This window comes from Longimicrobium sp., from assembly GCF_035474595.1.
Taxonomy (GTDB): Bacteria; Gemmatimonadota; Gemmatimonadetes; order Longimicrobiales; family Longimicrobiaceae; genus Longimicrobium.
In genome coordinates this window covers 42,385-62,088 of the sequence record NZ_DATIND010000065.1, presented here as the reverse complement: position 1 = coordinate 62,088, position 19,704 = coordinate 42,385, and the positions used below count along the sequence as shown (strand labels likewise).

At 70.9% G+C, this 19,704-nt stretch carries 16 protein-coding genes; 5 read left to right on the top strand and 11 right to left on the bottom strand.

All coding sequences use genetic code 11. The features are described from left to right. Positions 1–257 precede the first annotated feature (257 nt). On the top strand, positions 258–452 hold the full coding sequence (locus VLK66_RS11560; RefSeq protein WP_325309571.1) for a hypothetical protein: 195 nt from the start codon (positions 258–260) through the stop codon (positions 450–452). Here VLK66_RS11560 and VLK66_RS11555 read toward each other — a convergent pair. The 4 genes from VLK66_RS11555 to VLK66_RS11540 form a co-directional block, all read right to left on the bottom strand. Then, positions 442–1,479, bottom strand: coding sequence for an LLM class flavin-dependent oxidoreductase (locus VLK66_RS11555; RefSeq protein WP_325309570.1), 1,038 nt, complete (start codon positions 1,477–1,479; stop codon positions 442–444). The genes VLK66_RS11560 and VLK66_RS11555 overlap by 11 nt on opposite strands. A gap of 278 nt (positions 1,480–1,757) precedes the next feature. Continuing rightward, positions 1,758–1,970, bottom strand: coding sequence for a hypothetical protein (locus VLK66_RS11550; protein WP_325309569.1), 213 nt, complete (start codon positions 1,968–1,970; stop codon positions 1,758–1,760). A gap of 70 nt (positions 1,971–2,040) precedes the next feature. Continuing rightward, positions 2,041–2,241 carry a hypothetical protein gene (locus tag VLK66_RS11545; protein WP_325309568.1) on the bottom strand — a complete coding sequence of 67 codons (201 nt, stop codon included), beginning with the start codon at positions 2,239–2,241 and terminating at the stop codon, positions 2,041–2,043. Positions 2,242–2,316: 75 nt separating this feature from the next. Next, on the bottom strand, positions 2,317–2,520 hold the full coding sequence (locus VLK66_RS11540) for a hypothetical protein (RefSeq protein WP_325309567.1): 204 nt from the start codon (positions 2,518–2,520) through the stop codon (positions 2,317–2,319). A 426-nt stretch (positions 2,521–2,946) separates the two neighbouring features. Here VLK66_RS11540 and VLK66_RS11535 point away from each other — a divergent pair, with 426 nt between their 5' ends. Both VLK66_RS11535 and VLK66_RS28745 read left to right on the top strand, forming a co-directional pair. Further along, complete coding sequence (locus VLK66_RS11535; RefSeq protein WP_325309566.1) at positions 2,947–3,672, top strand: hypothetical protein; 726 nt, start codon at positions 2,947–2,949, stop codon at positions 3,670–3,672. A 266-nt stretch (positions 3,673–3,938) separates the two neighbouring features. After that, positions 3,939–4,163, top strand: coding sequence for a pinensin family lanthipeptide (locus VLK66_RS28745; protein WP_414676469.1), 225 nt, complete (start codon positions 3,939–3,941; stop codon positions 4,161–4,163). A 132-nt stretch (positions 4,164–4,295) separates the two neighbouring features. Here VLK66_RS28745 and VLK66_RS11530 read toward each other — a convergent pair whose 3' ends face one another. Both VLK66_RS11530 and VLK66_RS11525 read right to left on the bottom strand, forming a co-directional pair. Further along, positions 4,296–5,603, bottom strand: coding sequence for a dicarboxylate/amino acid:cation symporter (locus tag VLK66_RS11530; protein WP_325309565.1), 1,308 nt, complete (start codon positions 5,601–5,603; stop codon positions 4,296–4,298). Positions 5,604–5,820: 217 nt separating this feature from the next. Further along, positions 5,821–7,338 carry a hypothetical protein gene (locus tag VLK66_RS11525; RefSeq protein WP_325309564.1) on the bottom strand — a complete coding sequence of 506 codons (1,518 nt, stop codon included), beginning with the start codon at positions 7,336–7,338 and terminating at the stop codon, positions 5,821–5,823. A gap of 399 nt (positions 7,339–7,737) precedes the next feature. On the opposite strand from VLK66_RS11525, the gene VLK66_RS11520 reads away from it, so the two are divergent. Next, positions 7,738–9,225, top strand: coding sequence for an MDR family MFS transporter (locus VLK66_RS11520; RefSeq protein ID WP_325309563.1), 1,488 nt, complete (start codon positions 7,738–7,740; stop codon positions 9,223–9,225). A gap of 287 nt (positions 9,226–9,512) precedes the next feature. Here VLK66_RS11520 and VLK66_RS11515 read toward each other — a convergent pair whose 3' ends face one another. From VLK66_RS11515 to VLK66_RS11495, 5 genes are all read right to left on the bottom strand, one after another. Next, positions 9,513–10,568 carry a hypothetical protein gene (locus VLK66_RS11515; RefSeq protein WP_325309562.1) on the bottom strand — a complete coding sequence of 352 codons (1,056 nt, stop codon included), beginning with the start codon at positions 10,566–10,568 and terminating at the stop codon, positions 9,513–9,515. A 74-nt stretch (positions 10,569–10,642) separates the two neighbouring features. Beyond that, on the bottom strand, positions 10,643–11,410 hold the full coding sequence (locus tag VLK66_RS11510) for a hypothetical protein (protein ID WP_325309561.1): 768 nt from the start codon (positions 11,408–11,410) through the stop codon (positions 10,643–10,645). A gap of 499 nt (positions 11,411–11,909) precedes the next feature. Next, entirely contained in the window at positions 11,910–12,467 is a 558-nt protein-coding gene (locus VLK66_RS11505) for a hypothetical protein (RefSeq protein WP_325309560.1), read from the bottom strand. A 1-nt stretch (position 12,468) separates the two neighbouring features. After that, complete coding sequence (locus VLK66_RS11500) at positions 12,469–12,969, bottom strand: thioredoxin family protein (protein WP_325309559.1); 501 nt, start codon at positions 12,967–12,969, stop codon at positions 12,469–12,471. 158 nt (positions 12,970–13,127) lie between these two features. Further along, entirely contained in the window at positions 13,128–13,430 is a 303-nt protein-coding gene (locus tag VLK66_RS11495; RefSeq protein WP_325309558.1) for a hypothetical protein, read from the bottom strand. A 985-nt stretch (positions 13,431–14,415) separates the two neighbouring features. Here VLK66_RS11495 and VLK66_RS11490 point away from each other — a divergent pair. Beyond that, entirely contained in the window at positions 14,416–19,620 is a 5,205-nt protein-coding gene (locus tag VLK66_RS11490; RefSeq protein ID WP_325309557.1) for a non-ribosomal peptide synthetase, read from the top strand. Positions 19,621–19,704 lie beyond the last annotated feature (84 nt).

The following is a 19,704-nucleotide window of genomic DNA, read 5'->3' as shown; positions in this document are numbered from 1 at the left end:
AGATCCAGAGGACACTCGTCTTTGCTGCTCATCCGAAACAGCACGACACTCGGGAGGCAAACCACCAGGTGGAGTGCACCGTGACGGTGCCGAAGCCAGCGTCTTCAACCGCAGTGCACCGGCTTCGCGGCCGAGTGGACCGGGACCGACCCGGCCGCGTGACAGGACGGGCCGGTGCTCGTTTGCGTCTGGTTCTGTGCTTTTATATTTCGGGGACAGAGCCACTCCGACGGAATCCCCGGCGAGAGGAGAGCGTGATGAAGCGACCGAAACGCTCCGAGACCATCCATGGATCTGCCGCCGAAGTGGCCGCAGACCGCGAAGGCCGGCCGCTTCGTCGCTGGGTACGCCCCACCGTCGTCGGCCTGCCCCGCCTGACCGAGCTGACGCTGCAGTCGACGATTCCCGGCGCCTGCGATTGTCCCGGTCCGGGAAGCGTGGTCATCCCGTAACGCCCTGCTTTCGCTCGGTCACCGGGGACGGGGCGACGATCCCATGCTCCGCCGCCAGCAGCTCGTACGAGCGCAGCCGCGCCTCGTGCGAGTGGACGGCGGTGATGATCATGAGCTCGTCGGCGTGGGTGTCGGCCACGAGGGCGTCGAGCTTTTCGCGGACCTGGGCGGGGGTGCCGACGACCTGCAGGCGGCGGTAGTTGGCGACGACCGTCAGGTCCTGTGGCGTGTAGTCGTACGCGGCCGCCTCCTCGGGGCTGGGGAGCGGGCCGAACTGGCCGCGGTGCAGCCGCACCCACGCCAGCTGCATGGACGTGGCCAGCCGCTCCGCCTCGTCCTCCGTCTCCGCGCAGACGACCGAGGCGGCCACGATCGCGTGCGGCCGCGGAAAGGCCTCGCTCGGCTGGAACGCGTCGCGGTACGCCTGCAGCGGCGGGCCGGCGGGCGCGGGGCTGAAGTGGCTGGCGAAGGCGTACCCCATCCCCATCTCTCCCGCCATCCGCGCGCTCGCGCCGCTGGACCCCAGCAGCCACACCGGCGGTAGCGGCACCCCCATCGGCACCACGCGCACCCGGTGGAACGGGTGCCCCGCAGGAAACTCGCCGCGCGAGAGCGCCACCATCTCGGCCAGCTGCTGCGGGAACTGCTCGGCGTCGAACGGGCGCAGCGCGCTGCTGGTGACCGGGTCCGTGCCCGGCGCGCGGCCGATCCCCAGGTCGATGCGGCCGGGATGCAGCGCCTCGAGCGTGTGGAACGCCTCGGCGATGCGCAGCGGCGCGTGGTTGGGAAGCATGATGCCGCCCGAGCCCACGCGGATGCGCTCCGTCTTCGAGGCCACGTGCTCGATCAGGATCTCGGGCGACGAGCTGGCGATGTTGGGCATCCCGTGGTGCTCGGCCAGCCAGAAGCGCACGAAGCCCAGCCGGTCGGCCAGGCGCGCCATCTCCACCATGTTGCGGAAGGCGTCGGCCGGCGTGCTGCCGGATGCGACGGGAGCGAGGTCGAGAACGGACAGCGGCAGCGCCATGACACACCGGTTCGGGAGACGGGGGGACGAATCGCGCCCCCGTACCCGCGACCGCCGGGGCGGTTCGCCGTCTCCAGCGTGCCCCATCTCATGCGCAGGGGACCGGCGCCGGCCCGGCGATCGCGCGGCCCGCCGCCCTCGCTGGATCTCACGCGGAGACGCGGAGCCGCGGAGGTGCGGGCCTCGCCACCTTCGCGCCTCCGAATCTTCACGATCACCGAAAACGCGCGGCCCTGGCCGGGTGGCCGGGGCCGCGCCATCACGCCGGAACCGGCGGATCAGTCGCAGAGGCTGGTGGCGCTGCCGCCGCTGCAGCCGTTCCAGCAGGTCTGCACGCAGGTACCCTTGTACTGGCAGGTGGCCACGGCCAGCCCGCAGGTGCCCAGGTTGCTGTACTCCTGCGCCTCGACGGTGCCTTCGGCCGGCTCGCCCTGGCCGGCGGCGAAGGTGTCCACATCCAGGGCGTCGAGGTTCAGGCGGATCTTGCGCATCGAGCGGATCTCCATGTGGGGGAGTGGGCTGGGCCGCGCGGCACACCCGGCCGCGCGGCCGGCGCGCCCGTCAGACGGGCGTGGTGGTCTGGCAGCGGCTGCCGCAGGTCCACACGCAGGTGCCGTTCACCTGGCAGGTGGCCACGAAGGCGGCATCGCAGGTGCCGGGCTGGCTCCACTGCCCCTGCACCGTGCCGCGGGCGGGCTCCGCCGCGCTGGTCTCGAACGCCTCGACGTCCAGCGCCTCCAGGTTCAGCCTGATCTTGCGCATCGGTGGCTCTCCGCGTGAATGGTGGGGAACGAGCGGGGCGCGGGGGATGGATGCCCCAGGCACGCGCCCGCGGCGTCAGATGCAATCGATCCGGGTGCATCCCACCCTGGTGGCGCACCCCGCCCCGCAGGTGGCCCCGTACGCGCAGGTGCCCACGAAGGCATCGCAGGTGCCCACCTGGCTCCAGTGCCCGCGCACGGTGCCGCGCGCCGGCTCCACCTGGCTGGTCTCGAACGACTCCACGTTCAGCGTCTCCACTTCGAGCTGGATCTTGCGCATGCGCGACTCTCCTGGTCAGTGGGTTGGGCGAGAATGACAGGGATGCATCCATCTTAAACCCGCAATCGCCATTCCGCACCTCCTGCCATCTCCCAGAGACGCAAGAAGATCGGAAGCGGTGGCGAGAGAATCCTCTGGATGAGCAAATTTCCTGTATCCTCCACCATCCATCATCTACAGCATTGATCCATCTGGATGAAAAGAAGACGCATACTGGCAGCACACCCCCTCATCTCCGCGCCTCGATCCCTCGAGTGCATGCCTGGGATGGAGCAGCCGCCGCGGCGTGACGGACCCCGGGCGGGCGCCGGAATCTCCCGGCGCCCGCCCGCCGTATGGAGCCTCGCGTGTTCTTTGACGGACCCGGCTCGGATGCCGATATTCGGCGGACGGCCACGCACGCGAGTCCACCGCCACAGGTGAGAGATGCCCGACGAGCGGAAGTACCGGGACGAAGAGATCGCGGAGATCTTCGAGGCGGCGGCCGCGGCCCGGCGCGGCGGGGGCGCGCTCTCGCCCGCGGAGGGGATGACGCTGGCGGAGCTGCAGGCCATCGGCGGCGAGGTGGGGCTGGCGCCGGAGCGCATCGCCGAGGCGGCGGCGGCGCTGGACCTCCGCCGCGAAGCCGCCCGCCGGAGCGACTTCGGGATGCCGGTGTCGGTGCGCCGGACCGTGGACCTGCCGCGGGCGCCCACGGACCGCGAATGGGAGATGCTGGTCGCGGACCTGCGCGAGACCTTCAACGCGCGCGGCCGGGTGGGGTCGGCAGGCGGGATCCGCGAGTGGAACCACGGCAACCTGCACGCGTACGTCGAGCCCACCGCGACCGGCTACCGCCTGCGGCTGGGAACCACCAAGGGCAACGCGCTGGCCCTGAACCGCCTGGGCGCGGTGAGCCTCGTGGCGGCGCTCGCCGTCTTCGTGCTGCTCGTTCTCTCGGGCCAGCTCCCGGACGAGTTCATGATCCCGCTCATCTTCGCCGCCATGGGCAGCGCGGCGCTGGCCTTCAACGCGCTCCGCCTCCCCGCGTGGGCGCTGGAGCGCGAGGAGCAGATGGAGCTAGTCGCCGCCCGCGCGCGGGTCCTCCTCGGCGCCGAGCCCGAGCCCGCGGCAGTCGCGATCGGCGGCGCCCCCGTGGGCGAAGGCAGCTGATCCGCAGCAACAATGGCAACCGTGGCGCGCGCGGCACCGTGGATGCGTAGCCGATCTTCGAGCCATCCGGCCTGACTTACATTATCCAGTGCGGCAGCGGCGGCGCACCGATGCGACCCGGTCTGGCCTGAGTGCCAGCCACATGATGGAGTAGCGCGCGGAAAGGCAAAAACGCGGCGCGCGAGCGCCGGCGATCGGCGCCCGGCCGTCATCCGGCAGGGGCGGGTGCCCCGCCCCCCTCTCTAATCCCATCCACGGAGGCAGACATGAACAAGCTGCACTTGGACGTCGACACCCTGCAGGTCGAATCGTTCGCGACGGACGTGGATGGAGACGCTCGCGGAACTGTTCAAGGGCAGTCGATAATCGAGCCCACGGCTTGGTCGTTCTGTTTCGCATGCGGGAGCGACACCGACTGTGGGTGCGAGCCCCAGACCCAAGCCATCGGCTGCACCAGGCCGGCCGTCTGTGGGCCGCAGCAAACGACCTGATTCCAACCACGCGCCAATAACCGGGTCTCGCGGAGTCAGCGGGTCAGCAGAGTGGTATTTCCGCTGACTCCGCTTGGCTCCTGCTGTTTAATCCGATCCGGTACGAAATCACCTTCTGGCATTCGATCGGCCTCACGCCGCCAGCTTCTCCGGCTCCTCCGCCTCTTCCCGCGTCTCGCCGTGCAGGCCGTCGTGCAGGCGCTCGCGGTCCAGCTCGCCGCACCAGCGCGCGACCACCAGCGTGGCCACGCCGTTGCCCACGGTGTTGGTCAGCGCGCGCGCCTCGCTCATGAAGCGGTCGATCCCCAGGATCAGCGCCAGCCCGGCCACCGGCACGCTCCCCACCGCGCTGAGCGTGGCGGCCAGCACGATGAACCCGCTCCCCGTCACCCCCGCGGCGCCCTTGGAGGTCAGCAGCAGCACGGCCAGCAGCGTCACCTGGTGCATCAGCGTGAGCGGCGTGTCGGTGGCCTGGGCGATGAAGACGGCGGCCATGGTCAGGTAGATCGCCGTCCCATCCAGGTTGAACGAGTACCCCGTCGGCACCACCAGGCCGACGACGGATTTCGCCGCGCCCAGGTTCTCCAGCTTGGCGATCAGCCGCGGCAGCACCGCCTCGGAGCTCGACGTCCCCAGCACGATCAGCAGCTCTTCCTTGATGTAGCGCACGAAGCGGACGATGGAGAATCCGTGCAGCCGCGCGATGATTCCCAGCACGACGAAGACGAAGAGGAGGCAGGTCGCGTAGAAGCTCGCCATCAACCCCGCCAGCGACGCCAGCGTGCCGATCCCGAACTTGCCGATGGTGAACGCCATCGCCCCGAACGCCCCGATCGGCGCCACCTTCATGATGATCCCCACCATCCCGAACAGCACGTGCGACACGCGGTCGATCAGGTCGAACACGATCCGCCCGCGCTCGCCCAGCCCGTGCAGCGCGAAGCCGAAGAGGACGGCCACCAGCAGCACCTGCAGGATCTCCCCTTCCGCGAACGCGCCGACGAGGGAGGCGGGGATCACGTGCAGCAGGAAGTCCGTCGGGCCCGCCATCTGCCCCGGCTTCGTGTAGCTGGCGACGGCGCCCGCGTCGAGCGAGGCGGGGTTCACGTGCATCCCCGCGCCCGGCCGCGCCAGGTTGATCACCAGCAGGCCCACGATCAGCGCGAGGGTGGAGACGAGCTCGAAGTAGAGCAGGGCCAGGCCGCCGGCCTTCCCCACCTGCTTCATGTTCTGCATCCCCGCGATCCCCGTGACCACGGTGCAGAAGATCACGGGGGCGATGATCATCCGCACCAGCTTCACAAAGGCGTCGCCGAGCGGCTTCATGGCCGCGCCCGAGGCCGGCGCCAGCACGCCCAGCAGCACTCCCAGCGCGATGGCGCACAGCACCTGGAAGTACAGCGAGCGGTAGATGGGGAGCTTTCGGGCCGGTTCGGACATCGGTGGCTTCTGCAGTGCGGGGGGAGACCACGGGCGGGAGAACCGTACGAAAGTACAGGAAGTACGGAAGTACGATGTCCACCAAGCTGCGCGCCGAAGCCACGGCGCGCCACTCCTGCCCCCCGCCGCGCTGCAGGGACGAACGCGAGAACCGGAGCACACGGGATGCGTGCTCCGGTCCTGTTGCCGGTGCCGTCCGGCCGTCAGCCGATCCGGATCACCAGGCGCAGCGCGGGCTCTGCAGGCAGGTGAGCTGGGTGAAGCCGAACCAGGTGTAGTCCAGCCCGTACGCCACGATGTCCTGCCCCTGGGTCCACGAGGGAAGCTGCACGGCGAAGCGGTGCGCGGTGCCGCCGTTGCACAGGCTGTTCACCGCCGGCTCGCTCCCGCCGTTGGCGTAGCCGTACGCCGCGAAGGTGCCGCCGGAGTACAGGTCCACGCGGTTGGACTTCGTGGGCACGTCCTTGTCGCAGGTCCAGCCGCTGGCCACGCCGGTGGCGCTCACCCCGTCCAGGTAGCCGATGGGGTCGTACGAGTCGAACGGCAGGTACTCGCGCGGCGTCTGGATCCAGTCGTACCCCAGCTTGCCGTACGTCTGGTGGCGGCCCCACGAGTAGAAGCCGTTGTCGAACGAGCCGAGCAGGAAGTCGTTGTCGTTGAAGCTGTTGGACGTGTACGTGCCCGCCGTGGGCAGGCTGGTGGTGATGTAGGTGGTGAAGAACTTGTCCAGGCGGTACATCTGCGGCTTGTACTTGTCCGGGCCGCCGCAGTAGTAGGTGGCCGGGCCCAGCTGCCAGTTGCCGCTGCCGTCCTTGTACGGGCTCACGCAGTTGGTGGCGAAGCTGTCGGCCGGCGTGGAGAGCACCGCGCGCTGCATCTCCTCGAAGAGCAGGCTCACGGTGTACTTCTTGGTGCTGCTGAAGGTGTACGGCGCGCCCGAGGCCTCCAGCCCCAGCACCGTGGCCGCGATGCTGGTCATCAGCCCGAAGCCGTACGAGGGCATCTGCTGGCCGTGGTTCAGGCTCAGCGTCTTCGGCGGCACGCCGCCCACGTTCACCCCCGCCACGCCGTTGCACAGCGTGGGCGTTCCCGCGCTCTGGTGGATGCAGACCGCGGTGAAGGTGCTGTCGATGTAGGTGCGCGCCTTGGAGCGGAAGCTCTCCACCCCGGTGGACGCGTCGCCGCGGCGGTACTTGTACGCCGCGATCCAGGCGTACCCCGAGGCGGCGATGGAGTAGTCGTCCACGCACTGGTTGCCGCTCTCCTTCGTGCACCCCAGGTCGCGCCCGGCGGCGAAGGCCGTCTCCACGCGCCGCAGCTGCGTGTCCAGCGCCTGCGTGGCGAAGCCGTTGGCGCCGATGCGGTTGGCCGCCGCGAAGATGAGCGCCACGTTGGCGCCCTGCAGCCACTCGGTGAACTTGGTGGGCGCCGCGTCCATCGTGGCCTTCACCTTGGCGGTCAGCGCGGTGGAGGCGCCCTCGGCGCAGCTCGCGTTCTCGGCGTCGGCGAAGATGCGGGCGTAGTCGTTCAGGTCCAGGTTCACGTCGTTGCGGAACCCGCTGGTGAAGGCGCCGTCGTTCACCCGGCAGCCGGCGGGGTTCACGATGGCCTGCGGTCCGCCGGGGCGCGGCCCCGCCGGCGCCAGCGGCCCCTGGTCCGCGCACGCGGCCGCCGTCACGAGCGCGAGCGTCGCGAGCACGGTCGCGCGCACTGCGTACGAGCTGTTGCGATTCATCCTGCTCCTTGGTGGGAAACGGGGTGGGAATTCCGCCGCATCGGGTTCGCGGCCCCGGTGCCGCACGCGCCCCTCATCCCCACCCCTTTCCACCCATCGCATGCATCACCTTACCCGACTATAAACACATGTCGCAGAGATTGCAAGGCGGTATCATTCTCACCGATGTTGTTGCAGACGCTGGATTTTCAAATCTTCCTCACCTCATTCTTAAGCTCTTTATAGGCTTTTGCATCTCCTGACGTGATCCGACCGTGACGAGATCCGCGAAAATCGGGAGATGGGGATCGCGAGACGGAGATGCACGTTCCGGCGGCGCCTGCCGCGTGCGCGGTACGGGTGCTGCACACGCCCCGCCGCCACGCTCACGTCCCTTTCCCACGCATGATGATTCCGGTTTTGACGGAAGAACGCACGACCCACCGCCCGCTCGTTCTGGCCGCGCTGGTGCTGGCCATGTTCATGTCGGCCATCGAGGGCACCATCGTCGCGACCGCGATGCCGAGCATCGCGGCGGAGCTGGGCGGGTTCAGCCTGTACAGCTGGGTGTTCTCGTCCTTCCTGCTCACGCAGGCCATTGCCATCCCCATCTTCGGCAAGCTGTCGGACCTGCACGGGCGCAAGCCGGTGTTCATCGGCGGCGTGGTGGTGTTCCTCGCGGGCTCCATCCTCTGCGGCTTCGCGCGGTCGATGGGAATGCTGGTGGCCTTCCGCTTCCTGCAGGGGATGGGCGCCGGCGCGGTGCAGCCCATCACCACCACGCTGGCGGGTGACCTGTACTCGCTGGAGGAGCGCGGCCGCGTGCAGGGCTACCTTTCCAGCGTGTGGGGGTTCTCGTCCATCGCGGGGCCGCTGGCGGGCGGGTTCATCGTGCACAGCGTGGGGTGGCCGTGGATCTTCTGGGCCAACGTGCCGTTCGGGATCGCAGCCATCGCCCTGATCGTGGCCTACCTGCACGAGGGGCTGGAGCGCACGCGCGTGCGCACCGACTTCCCCGGCGCGGTGCTCCTCTTCGCGGCGGTGGGCACGCTGATGCTGGCGCTCACGCAGGCCAGCGAGTGGAGCGCCGGCGTGCTGGTTCCCCTGGTGGCCGTATCGGCGCTGGCGTTCGCGCTCTTCGTGCGGCAGGAGCGGCGCGCGCCGGACCCGCTGATGCACATGGAGCTGTGGGCCATGCCGCTGATCCGCTACGCCAACCTGGCCACGCTGACGGCGGGGATCATGATGATCGGCATCATCACCTTCCTGCCGACGTTCGTGCAGGGGGTGCTGGGCGGCTCCGCGCTGCTGGCCGGGTTCACGCTCTCGGTGATGACGCTGGGATGGCCTCTGGCCTCGTTCGCGGCGGGCCACCTGATCGTGCGGGCCGGCGTGCGGCGGCTGGCGCGCCTCGGCGGCGCCGCCACCCTCGCGGGGACGCTGGCCATCGCGCTGCTGGCGGCGCACGGATCGCTCGGCGCGGGCGCGGGGTCGTTCGTGCTGGGGGTGGGGCTGGGGCTGCTGGGCACGACCTTCGTGGTGGCCATCCAGACCAGCGTGCCGTGGAGCCAGCGCGGCGTGGCCACCGCGTCGAACATGCTGATGCGCATCCTGGGGAACGCGCTGGGGGCGGCGCTCTTCGGCGGGGTGCTGAACTGGGGGATGAGCCGGTGGCTGGCGCGGACGGGGCTGCGCGGCCGCGTCTCGCTGGACAGCATCCAGGAGTTGATGGGCCAGGCCGCGCCCCGCGCCGCCGCCCCGCTCCCCGCCGCGGTGACGGCGACGCTGCGCGCGGGCCTGTCGCACAGCCTGCAGCTGGTGTTCTGGGGGATCATGGGGATGGCGGTCATCACCCTGGCCGCCGCCTTCCGCGTCCCCGAGATGGAGCGCATCGACGACCCGTCTTGATCGTGGGATGATCCCGGGAATCAGCGTCCGGCGCCGATGGACGAAGAGCGAGGCAGCCCACGCGCACGCGGGCTGCCTCGCTCTTGCCACAATGGAAGTGCGCGCTCCGGCTTCCTCAACGGCGGCTGAAGCCGCAGCAACAACCACGGGAAGCCTCGCAAACTGCGCGAGGCTGTTCGGCCCGGCAACTGGTTCCGGCCGCGGAAGACGCCTCCCTTTTCATCCGCCGTGGCCGCGCAAACCCACGGTGTTCAACGCTGGATGAGATTACGGGCGCGTTCTCGCCGTTACGCGCCGAGGGCCTTCACCAGGCTCTTCAGATGATCCTTCAGCACGGCCCAGTTCGGCGCGCCCTCCGCCGGCAGCGCGGCGCGAACCCCTTCCGCCTCCGCACGGGCGGTTCCGGAGAGCTCGCGAAGCGCGAGGATCTTCGCCACCTCCTCGCGGCCGTCCGACTTGCGGAAGAACTCCGCGTCGTGCGCTATCGCCGCGAGCCGCGCCGCCTCGCTCCATGCTCCGGCGGCGAGGTACGCCTCATCGAAGGATTCCTTCGTGCTTTGCCGCGCTTCGTCCAATTTCAACTTCAGCTGCGCGGGCGGCTTATCCGCATTACTGCCAATGCTGTCGAACATCTGGACCAGGAACGTTGCGCCGGGCACGTTCGCGGCGTTCGCGGCTGCCTGGGCGCTGGCGTGAATGGCAGCGGTATCTCCCGCCCTGACCGCGAGCTCCAGGTCCACCAGCAACGCGCCGAGCCGGCCGGCGCGGTGCAGGTCCTCGATGTTCTCCTCCGGCGCGCCGCGCTTGAGGAAGAAGACGTTACTGGTCCACGGCTCATCCGGTGACGACGCTGGCGTCTGCAGCCGCGCCGCGAGCCGCGCGGGGTCGTACGGGTCGCCGCCGCGGGAGCGGAGCACGGGGATGAGCGCGAGCCCCACGAGCACGGCGGCGATCGCGCCCCAGGCCGCGATCGGAATCCGTCGGCGCGAGCGGATCGGAATCACGCGCGCGTCCGCTGCCTCCTCGGACACCACACCCACCTCATCCGTCGGCGCGATGTCCGGCGCGGGTGAGATGTCCGGCGTCGGTGAGATATCGTCCGTGGACGCGATGGCGGGAGCCGCGATGAAGGTCTCCATGTCTCCATCGTCCGCCCCGAGCTCCGGCGCGGGCACTTCCGATGCCGGCTCGCGCTCGCGGAGAATGGCCGCGGCGTCGGCGTAGACGAGGTAATCCTCGTCGCTATCCGAGAGGCGCGCGAGCAGGTCCTCCCGCTCGGCATCGGCCAGCCGGCCGTCGAGCAGGGCGGCGAGCCGCGCGTCGTCGATCGAAGTATCCTTCACCCCATCCTCCATGGGTGCATGCGTCCCATTGTCATTGGATGGCCCCGAAGACCCGGGATTTCCGATTCCGCCGCTCACGAGCCGGGCTCCTCGAACATGTCGTGCACGTCGCCGCCCGAGATTCCCTGGTTCTCCATCGACACCTTCAGCTGCTGGCGCAGCCGCTCGATGCGGCGGTAGAGCGCGCGCTGGTCCAGCTTCAGCGCGCGCGCCACGTCGGCCACGCTGCGCCCGTCCGCCAGGTTCATGCGCACGATCACCCGCTCCTCGGGCTTCAGCGTGCGCATGGCGCGGAAGAGCGCGGCGCGCACGGTCCGGCGCTGCCGCTCCATCTCCTCCGCCTGGATGCGCTCGTCGGCGCGGCTGGCGGCGGGCGACAGGTCCAGCGGGTCGGCGCCCACCTCTACCGGGCGGAGCGGCGAGCGCGCGGGGAGCCGGGCCAGGAGCCGGGCCAGCTCGATGTCGGACATGTCCGTGCGCCCCGAGGTGCGCAGCCGCTCGCCGGCCTCCTGCAGCGTGCACCCGTCGCGGTTCACCAGCACCTCCAGGTCCTTGGCCACCTGCCCCAGCCGCTCCGCCACCGCCGACGGCCGCCAGCGCCCCAGCCGCTCGCGCGTGTGGGCGTGGAAGAGGCGCGTGACCACCACGGTCAGGAAGGTGTTCAGCTCGCTTTCGCCGCGGTATTTCCGGAGCACGGCGTAGTCGTCCTCCATCAGCCGTTCCTTGGCCCAGCTGGCGAACTCCTCGGCGTCGTCGCCCCACACGCTGTACATGCGGCAGATCGACGCGGCAATGCCCTCGATCGCGGGGAGCGAGTCGAGGAAGAGCGTTCGGGGATCCATTCGGTCGAGCATCACCGGAGGGGACATAGGTGACCCGAAGGGGGCGGGAGGATGGGTGCCCCAAGGTAGATCGCATGCGTAGCAGAATGCAACAGCTTCGACATCCAAAAGTTCCCGGATCTTCGATCTCCTACCTTTGAAGAAGGTTCGGCGGGTGCGAGCGGTGGCGCGGCGCAAGCGGCCCGCTGGGCGGATGCCTGGCGGTGGAGGGCGAATGAATTCGCATGCAACAACAGCACAAAGTCCCTGCGGGACTGCCGTCCAGCTCCCCCGCGCGTGGGCAGCACCGGTGTTGGAAGACTCGGGCTGCACCGGTGCCGGAGATCAGCCCCGAAGCATCGGCAGCAGTCCCGCAGGGACTTCGTGCCCTTGTTGCCGCGAATTCATTCGCCTTCCCCGAGCTTTCCAAGCCTTTTCCAAGTCTTCCTGCAAGCACCAACAACAAAAGCGGGGAGACCGAAGTCCCCCCGCTCGCCCTGCCGCGTCTCGCGATACCGGCTTACCGCGCCGCGGCGTCCGGCAGCGTTACCGTGAAGCGCCGGTCGATGGCGGGCGCCAGGCAGGTGCCCTCGGTGCACGCCATGTACGTCACCGACAGCTCGGCGGTGGCGGCGCCGGGGCGCGCGAAGGTGACGGGCTGGCGCAGCGTGACCGGCCCGGCGGGATAGACGGGAAAGCGCAGCCCCAGGATGCCGACAACCAGGTCGCTCACGGCCCTGTCCGCCACCATCGGCCCGGCCGCCCGCAGCGACGGGGAGGAGGCGATCTCCAGCAGCGTGGGGCGGCCGATCCCGCGGATCCCTTCCTTCGGCAGGTCCTTGCCGTAGAGGTGGAAGCCGGGCTTGGTGGGCGTGAACGTCCCCGTCAGCCAGGTTTTCCCGGCGGCGTCGCGTTCCAGCCGCACCTCCACCGCCACGTCGCGCGCGGTGAAGCTCTCCAGCGCCCACGGACCATGCGCCGCGCCGGCATCGCCGCGGCGCGCGAGCCAGGTGCCGCCCACGCCGAGCGCGCCTGCCGCAGCCACGACGGCGATCAGGAGACGGAGGGAGAGGCGCATCTCAGGAGCGCGGCCCGGCGGCCACCCACTGCTCCAGGCGCCGCCGCACGTCGGCGGCGGTCATCCGGCGCGCGCCCTCCATCGAGCCGTCGCGGGTGTTGGCCAGGATGGCGCCGCTGGGCGCCAGCACCACCACCGCCGGCACGCCGCCCTCGATGGGGCTGCCGTACTTGCGCACGATCTCCAGGTTGTGGTCGAACTGGCCCACGTCGACCTTCACCACGTGGAAGTGGCCGCGCAGGTACGGCTGCACCGCGGCGTCCTGGAAGAGCCGCTCCAGGATCACGCAGTCCAGGCACCAGTCCGCGCCGAAGTCCAGCAGCACCAGCTTGCGGTCGCGCGCCGCGGAGGCCAGCGCGGCGCGGATCTCGGCGTGGGCGTCGGCGCGCGGGTCGTACAGCGGCCGCTGCGCCTGCTGCGCGCGGGCGTGCGCGGCGCCGGCCAGCGTGAGCGCGGCGGCGGCCGCGAGCGTGCGCAGCGCGCGAAGGGTGCGGTGGGTCATCGGAGATCTCCTGCGGATCACCGGCGGGCGGGAGGGGGGACTTCGAATCGTTCGAACCGCGTCCTCGAAAAATGCAGGAAAACGCGCTCCGCCACAACGGGCGTTCCCGGCGGAACGGCGCGGATCTGCGTGGACACGCCGGGTCCGCGCCCGCCGGGTCACATCGCGAAGGAATTCACCACGGTGAAATCGGAGTTCAGCACCAGCAGGGGGGAGAACCCGGTCCATATACGGCCGTCCGGAACCACCCACGTAAAGGCGACGAAGTAGAAGCCACCTGCCCTGTAGTAGCTGAAGACCTGCGGGTAACGCGCATTCACGGGCTGGACCATCGCGCGGAGCCGCTGGCACGCGGCGGCGTCCGATCCATCCGTCAGGAGGACGAGGCTCGACTCGGCCGCGGTGATTCCGTACTGCTGGCGAGGCGTCGCCCAGTTCTCCGCGGTGAGGAAGCGCCCCACTGTGGCTCGCGTCCGAGGGGCCTCGGGAGGACATGTGCTTTGCGCGGCGGCGGCGGACGCTGCCGCCCCAACGATCATGCAAGATCCGATCACCGCGAGGAGTACGTTACGCATAGGGCGGCTCTCTTCCGGCCAGAGGCCTGGTTTCTCAGTAACCACAGCGGTTCACCCGGCTGGAAGCCGTGTAGTTGCAGGCACTCAGGACCAGTGCTCCCGCGAACAGCCCAGCCCGCGCCGGGATCACGACCTTCGCGGTACGTGCGTGAAAATCTTCCACATCTGTATCCACTTTTTGGCGTGATGTTCCCTGAGGGATGACATCGCTGCACGCTCAGAGTGCGAGACCGGAAACGTCCGCCTCCCTGCCTTGATCGGATCACCGCCCGCCACTGAATTCAAATAACGCTCTACATGGATCGTTTCTGACGCGTCATCTTCCGTGCGGCTCCCGTACCGTACGGTCGCGCACCCGGTTAATTGCTCGTTGTTACAGAACAATTCACGTCCACTTGTGAACGCAATGTCGATTGCGGAGCGCTCCGTGTGCGCGGCGGCGGTCCGGGAGCGATTCCGGCATCCGAAGGCGGCGAGGCGGCCACGGGCGCTTTTTGCGCCGCAGGGACGCCAATGTGCGCGCAAGTGCACGCCTGTGAACGAAGTGCAGATTTTATCCTAACCCCAAAACTACTACAATTCGTCTCACGGCCGTGTTAGATTGGCGGCCACAGCACCCCGACGGCGCAGGGCGAAGGCGGACTGGCGAGCGGCTGCTCGCCGGTCCCGAAGTGGCTTCGTCCCGCACGTCCCACCACGTTCTGTCACGGGATGCGCGCAGCGGCTCGCCGAGCCGCGCGATGCAAGCTCATGCGCTCCACGGCTTTGTCCGGAGGAGTGCAGAGCGCCTTTTTAGCCACGAGATGAACACTCTGTCACTCTGGTGTCGCTACGATTCGGTCCGGCCGTTCCCGTCCACCGGGTGCGAGTGTTGAGCGCGGGCGGCGAAGGGGCCACGCCGCGGACGATTTCCGCCACGCGCGGGTGGGCGTGCGCGCACCATCCGTTCGAGGCGCACGCGGCGTCCACGCCGGACGCGCCCGCGGTCTCCGGCGGCGGGCGCGCGGCGACGTACGCGCAGGTGGAGCGGACCGCGCGCGCCGTGGCCGCGCGTCTTCGCGCGCTGGGCGTGGGCCCGGAGCGGCGCGTGGTGGTGCTGATGGAGCCCGGCCCCGCCTTCGCGGCGGCGCTGATCGGCGTGCTGAAGGCGGGGGGCGCGTACGTGCCCATCGACCCCGAGTACCCGGCGGAGCGCATCGCCTTCGTGCTGGAAGACTCGGGCGCGGCGGCGGTGCTGACGCACGGGGATGCCGCGCATCGCCTTCCCCCGACCCATCTTCCCGTCCTCGACGTCGAGGCGATCGATCCCGCGGCGGGGGGTGGGTTCGTGGCAGCGGAGGTGGACCCGGACAACCTCGCGTACGTCATCTACACCTCGGGATCGACCGGCCGGCCCAAGGGCGTGGGCGTCACGCACCGCGCGCTCGTCTCCCTGCAGCGCGTCACGACGAACCTGTGGGGGCTCGCGCCGGGCGACCGCGTGGGGCAGCTGCCGTCCGTCGGGTTCGACATGAGCGTGGAGCCGATCTGGGCCGCGTGGGCGGCGGGCGCGGCGCTCCTTTTCCGCCCGCGCTCGGTCCCGGCGCTGGGGCCGGGGTTCTGGCGCTGGGTGGCCGACGAGCGGATCTCCATCCTCAATCCCCCCACGGCTTTGTGGCACGCGTGGGTGGCGGACATGGCCGCGTCCGGCGCGCGCGTTCCGGAGTCCGTGCGCCTCCTGGTCACCGGCGGCGAGAAGCCGCAGGCCGCGGCGCTCGCCCGGTGGCGCGAGATCGCCCCCGGCGTGCGGTGGATGAACTGCTACGGCCCGACCGAGGCTACCGTCTGGGCGACGAGCTGGGAGCTCCCCGCGGACGGCTGGCAGGGCGACGCGCCGATCGGCTCCGCCCGCGCCAACGCGCGCGCCTACGTCGTCGGCGAGGATGGATCGCAGGCGGCGGAGGGCGAGGTGTGCATCGGCGGGGTGTGCGTGGCGCGGGGATACCTGGGCCGCGCCGCGCTGACGGCGGAGAAGTTTGTCCCCGACCCGTTCGCGGAGGCGCCGGGCGCGCGGATGTATCGCACCGGCGACCGGGCGAGATGGACGGAAGCGCACCCGGGTTCGTCGCGCGCCGAACCCACTTTCGCACTTTCACACTCTCGCACTTTCGCACTTCTGTTCCTGGGCCGGATCGACAACCAGGTGAAGGTCGGCGGGTTCCGCGTGGAGCCGGGTGAGGTCGAGGCGGTGCTCTCCGAGCACCCGGACGTGGCCGCGGCCGCCGTTGCCGCGCGGCGCGGGGAGGATGGGGCCATGCGGCTGCACGCATGGGCCGTCCTCCGCGACGACGCGGCGGACGGCGACGCCGGGGCGCTGCGAGGGTGGCTGGGCGAGCGGCTTCCCGCGTACATGGTGCCATCCACGCTCACCTTCCTCGACTCCCTGCCGCTGAACGCGAACGGGAAGATCGACCGGCGCGCGCTCCCCACGCCCGCGTCCGCATCGCCCGAATCCCCCGATCTCCCTGCCGGGCTGGGCGAGACGGCGCGCGGGGTGATGGAGATCTTCCGCGAGGTGCTGGGCGCCGCGGTGGGGCCCGACGACGACTTCTTCGCGGCGGGCGGGCACTCGCTGCTGGGGATGCTGGTGCTGTCGCGCGTGCGGCGGCGCTGGGGGGTGGAGCTGCCGGTGAGCGCGGTGTTCGACGCGCGCACGGCGGCCGCGCTGGCCGAGCGCATCGACGCCGCGGCGGGGACGGAGACGGCGGGGGAGCCGCCGCTCGCCCCGATCGCGCGCGACGGCGCGCCGCTGCTGCCGTCGTTCCAGCAGCAGGGGCTGTGGCTGCTGCACGAGATGGAGCCGGCCGGGTTCGCGGCGTACAACATCCCCCTGGCCGTGCGGCTCTCGGGCGCGCTGGACGCCTCCGCGCTGCGGCGGGCGCTGGCCGGGATCGTTCGCCGGCACGAGGCGCTGCGCACGGTGTTCGCCACCACCGCCGACGGGCTGGCGCAGGTGGTCAATCCCCCGGCGGACGATTTCGATCTCCCGCTCGACGATTTCTCCGCGCTGCCGCGGGATGCGGCCGAGGCCGAGGCGCGGCGCGTCTCCGAGGCGGTCGCCGCGGAGCCGTTCGACCTTGCCGCCGGCCCCATGCTGCGGGGGCGGCTGGCGCGCATCGCCCCGGACGAGCACCTGCTGGCGCTGAACGTCCACCACATCGCGGCGGACGGGTGGTCGCTGGGCATCCTCTTCGGCGAGCTGTCGAAGCTGTACGAGGCGATCGTCTCCGGGCGTCCATCTCCCCTTCCCCCTCTCCCGCTGCAGTACGCGGACTTCGCGGCGTGGCAGCGCGCGCGGCTGACGGACGAGGTGCGCGCGGCGCAGCTGGACTACTGGCGCGCCCGGCTGGACGGCGCGCCGGGCGTCCTCGATCTCCCCACCGACCGCCCGCGCCCCGCCTCGCCCTCGCACGAGGGCGGCATCGTCCGCTTCACCGTGCCCGCCACTCTGGCCGCGCGGCTGCGGGAGGCGGCGCGGCGCCACGCGGCCACGCCGTTCATGGTGCTGCTGGCCGGCTTCGACCTCCTCCTCCACCGCCTGGGCGCGGGGGATGATCTCGTCGTGGGCTCGCCGGTGGCGGGGCGCGCGCGGCCGGAGACGGAGGGGCTCATCGGCTTCTTCATCAACACCGTGGCGCTGCGCGCCGAGCTGCGCGGCGACCCCACCATCGGCGAGCTGATCGGCCGGGTGCGCGAGGCCACGCTGGGCGCCTACGCGAACCAGGAGCTGCCGTTCGAGAGCGTGATCGAGGCGCTGAACCCGCAGCGCGTGCCGGGGGTGACGCCGTTCTTCCAGGTGTCGTTCGCCATGGGGAACGTGGAGATGGACCCCGTGGACCTGGGCGGCGTGCGCGCGCGCCCCGAGGACGTGTACAGCGGCAGCACCAAGGCCGACCTGTTCCTGGAGATCCGCGAGAGCGGGGGCGCGCTGCACGGCGACCTGGAGTACGCCGCCAGGCTGTGGGAGCCCGCCACCGCGGAGCGCATCGTCGCCCTCTATCTCCGCCTGCTGGAGGCGGTCGCGGGGGATGCGGATCTCCCGCTCTCCGCCGCCATCGCACGGGTGGACGAGCCGCGGGCGCGCGCCGAGGCCGAGGCGTGGAACCGCACCGCCCGCCCCTACCCGCGCGAATCGACCATCCACGCCGAATTCGCCGCCGTCGCCGCATCCAGGGCTGACGCGGTCGCGCTGCGCTGGGACGGCGGGGAGATGACCTACGGCGCGCTGGACGAGCGGTCGAGCCGCCTGGCGAACCATCTCCGCCGCCACGGTGTGCGTGTCGACCAGCCGGTCGCCGTGCTGCTGCCGCGCGGGCCGGAGATGGTGATCGCCTTCCTCGCCGTGCTGAAGGCGGGCGGCGCGTACGTCCCGCTGAACCCGCAGTACCCGGCCAGCCGCAACGCGCTGATGCTGGAGGATTGCGGGGCGCGCGTGCTGGTGACGGCTGAGGGGACGATCGAGGGGACAAGGGACAGGGGACAGGGGACAGGGGGGATCGGGCACGACAGGGTGACGGTCGTGCGGGTGGATGCGGACGCGGGGGCGATCGCGGCGGAGAGCGCGGATGCGCCAAGCGTCGCGGTGGATGCGGAGAACGCGGCGTACGTCATCTACACCTCGGGGTCGACGGGGCGGCCGAAGGGCGTGGTGGTGCCGCACCGCGCGGTGCTGCGGCTGGTGATGAACGGCGGCTTCGCGGAGATGGGCGCGGGGGAGACGTGGCTGCAGATGGTCCCCGCGTCGTTCGACGTCTCCACCTTCGAGGTGTGGGGGCCGCTGCTGAACGGCGCGCGGATGGCGCTGTATCCCGCCGGCACGCCGGACCCGGCCGCGGTAGGCGCCTTCATCCGCCGCCACGGAGTGACCTCGGCGTGGATGACGTCGGCGCTCTTCCACCAGGTGGTGGACCAGGACCTGGCCGCCTTCGCCCCGCTGCGGCAGCTGATGTCCGGCGGCGACGTGGTGTCCGCGCCGCACGCCGCGCGGGTGATGGAGGCGCATCCCGCGCTGCGCGTGATCAACGGCTACGGGCCGACGGAGAACACCACCTACTCCACCTGCCACACGCTGGAGCCGGGGGACGCGGAGCTCGTCTCCATCCCCATCGGCACGCCCATCTCCAACTCCACCGCGTACGTGCTGGACGCGGAGATGCGCCCCGTGCCCGCCTGCGTGCCCGGCGAGCTGTACGTGGGCGGCGACGGACTGGCGCGCGGATACCTGAACGCCCCCGCGCTCACGGCCGAGCGCTACCTCCCGAACCCCTTCGCGGCCGACGGGTCGCGATTGTACCGCACCGGCGACCGCGTGCGCCGCCGGGCGGACGGCGTGCTGGAGTTCCTGGGGCGGCTGGACCAGCAGGTGAAGATCCGCGGCCACCGCACCGAGCCCGGCGAGCTGGAATCGCTGCTGGCGCGCCATCCCGCCGTCGCCGACGCGGTGGTGACGGTACGCGAGGCGGCGCCGGGGGACCGGCAGCTGGTGGCCCACGTGGTTCCCGCGCGCGGCTACGAAGGCGTGGCGGCGGAGCTTCCGGCGCGGCTGCGGGAGCACGCGCGCGGCGCAGTGCCGGAGCACATGGTGCCCGTGGCCGTGGTGGTGATGGACGCGCTGCCGCTGACCGCGAACGGAAAGGTGGACCGCCGCGCCCTTCCCGCGCCGAAGCTGGGCGGCGACGCGGCCGCCACGGGCGCCGAGCCGCAAACGGCCACGGAGCGGCTGCTGGCGGCCACGTGGGCCGAGCTGCTGGGCGTGGAGCAGGTTCCCGCCGACGCCAGCTTCTTCGAGATCGGCGGGCACTCGCTGCTGGCCGCGCAGATGGCGGCGCGGGTGCGCGAGGAGTTCGGCGTTCCCCTGTCCCTCCCGCAGGTGCTGGCGGCGCCGACGGTCTCCGCGCTGGGCGCGCTGCTGGACGCGGAGATGGCGGCGCTGCGCGCGGAGCTGGAGGCCGAGCTGTCGATGCTCACCGACGAAGAGGTCCGCGCGCTCCTGGAGGCCGAGGAAGCGTGGGACGGCACCGCGGCGGCGGGAGATTGAACCGAAGATGACCGACGTCGTGAACCCGCTGACCGAGCTTTCCCCCGAGCGCCGCCGCCTGCTGGAGTTGCGGATGCGCGCGCG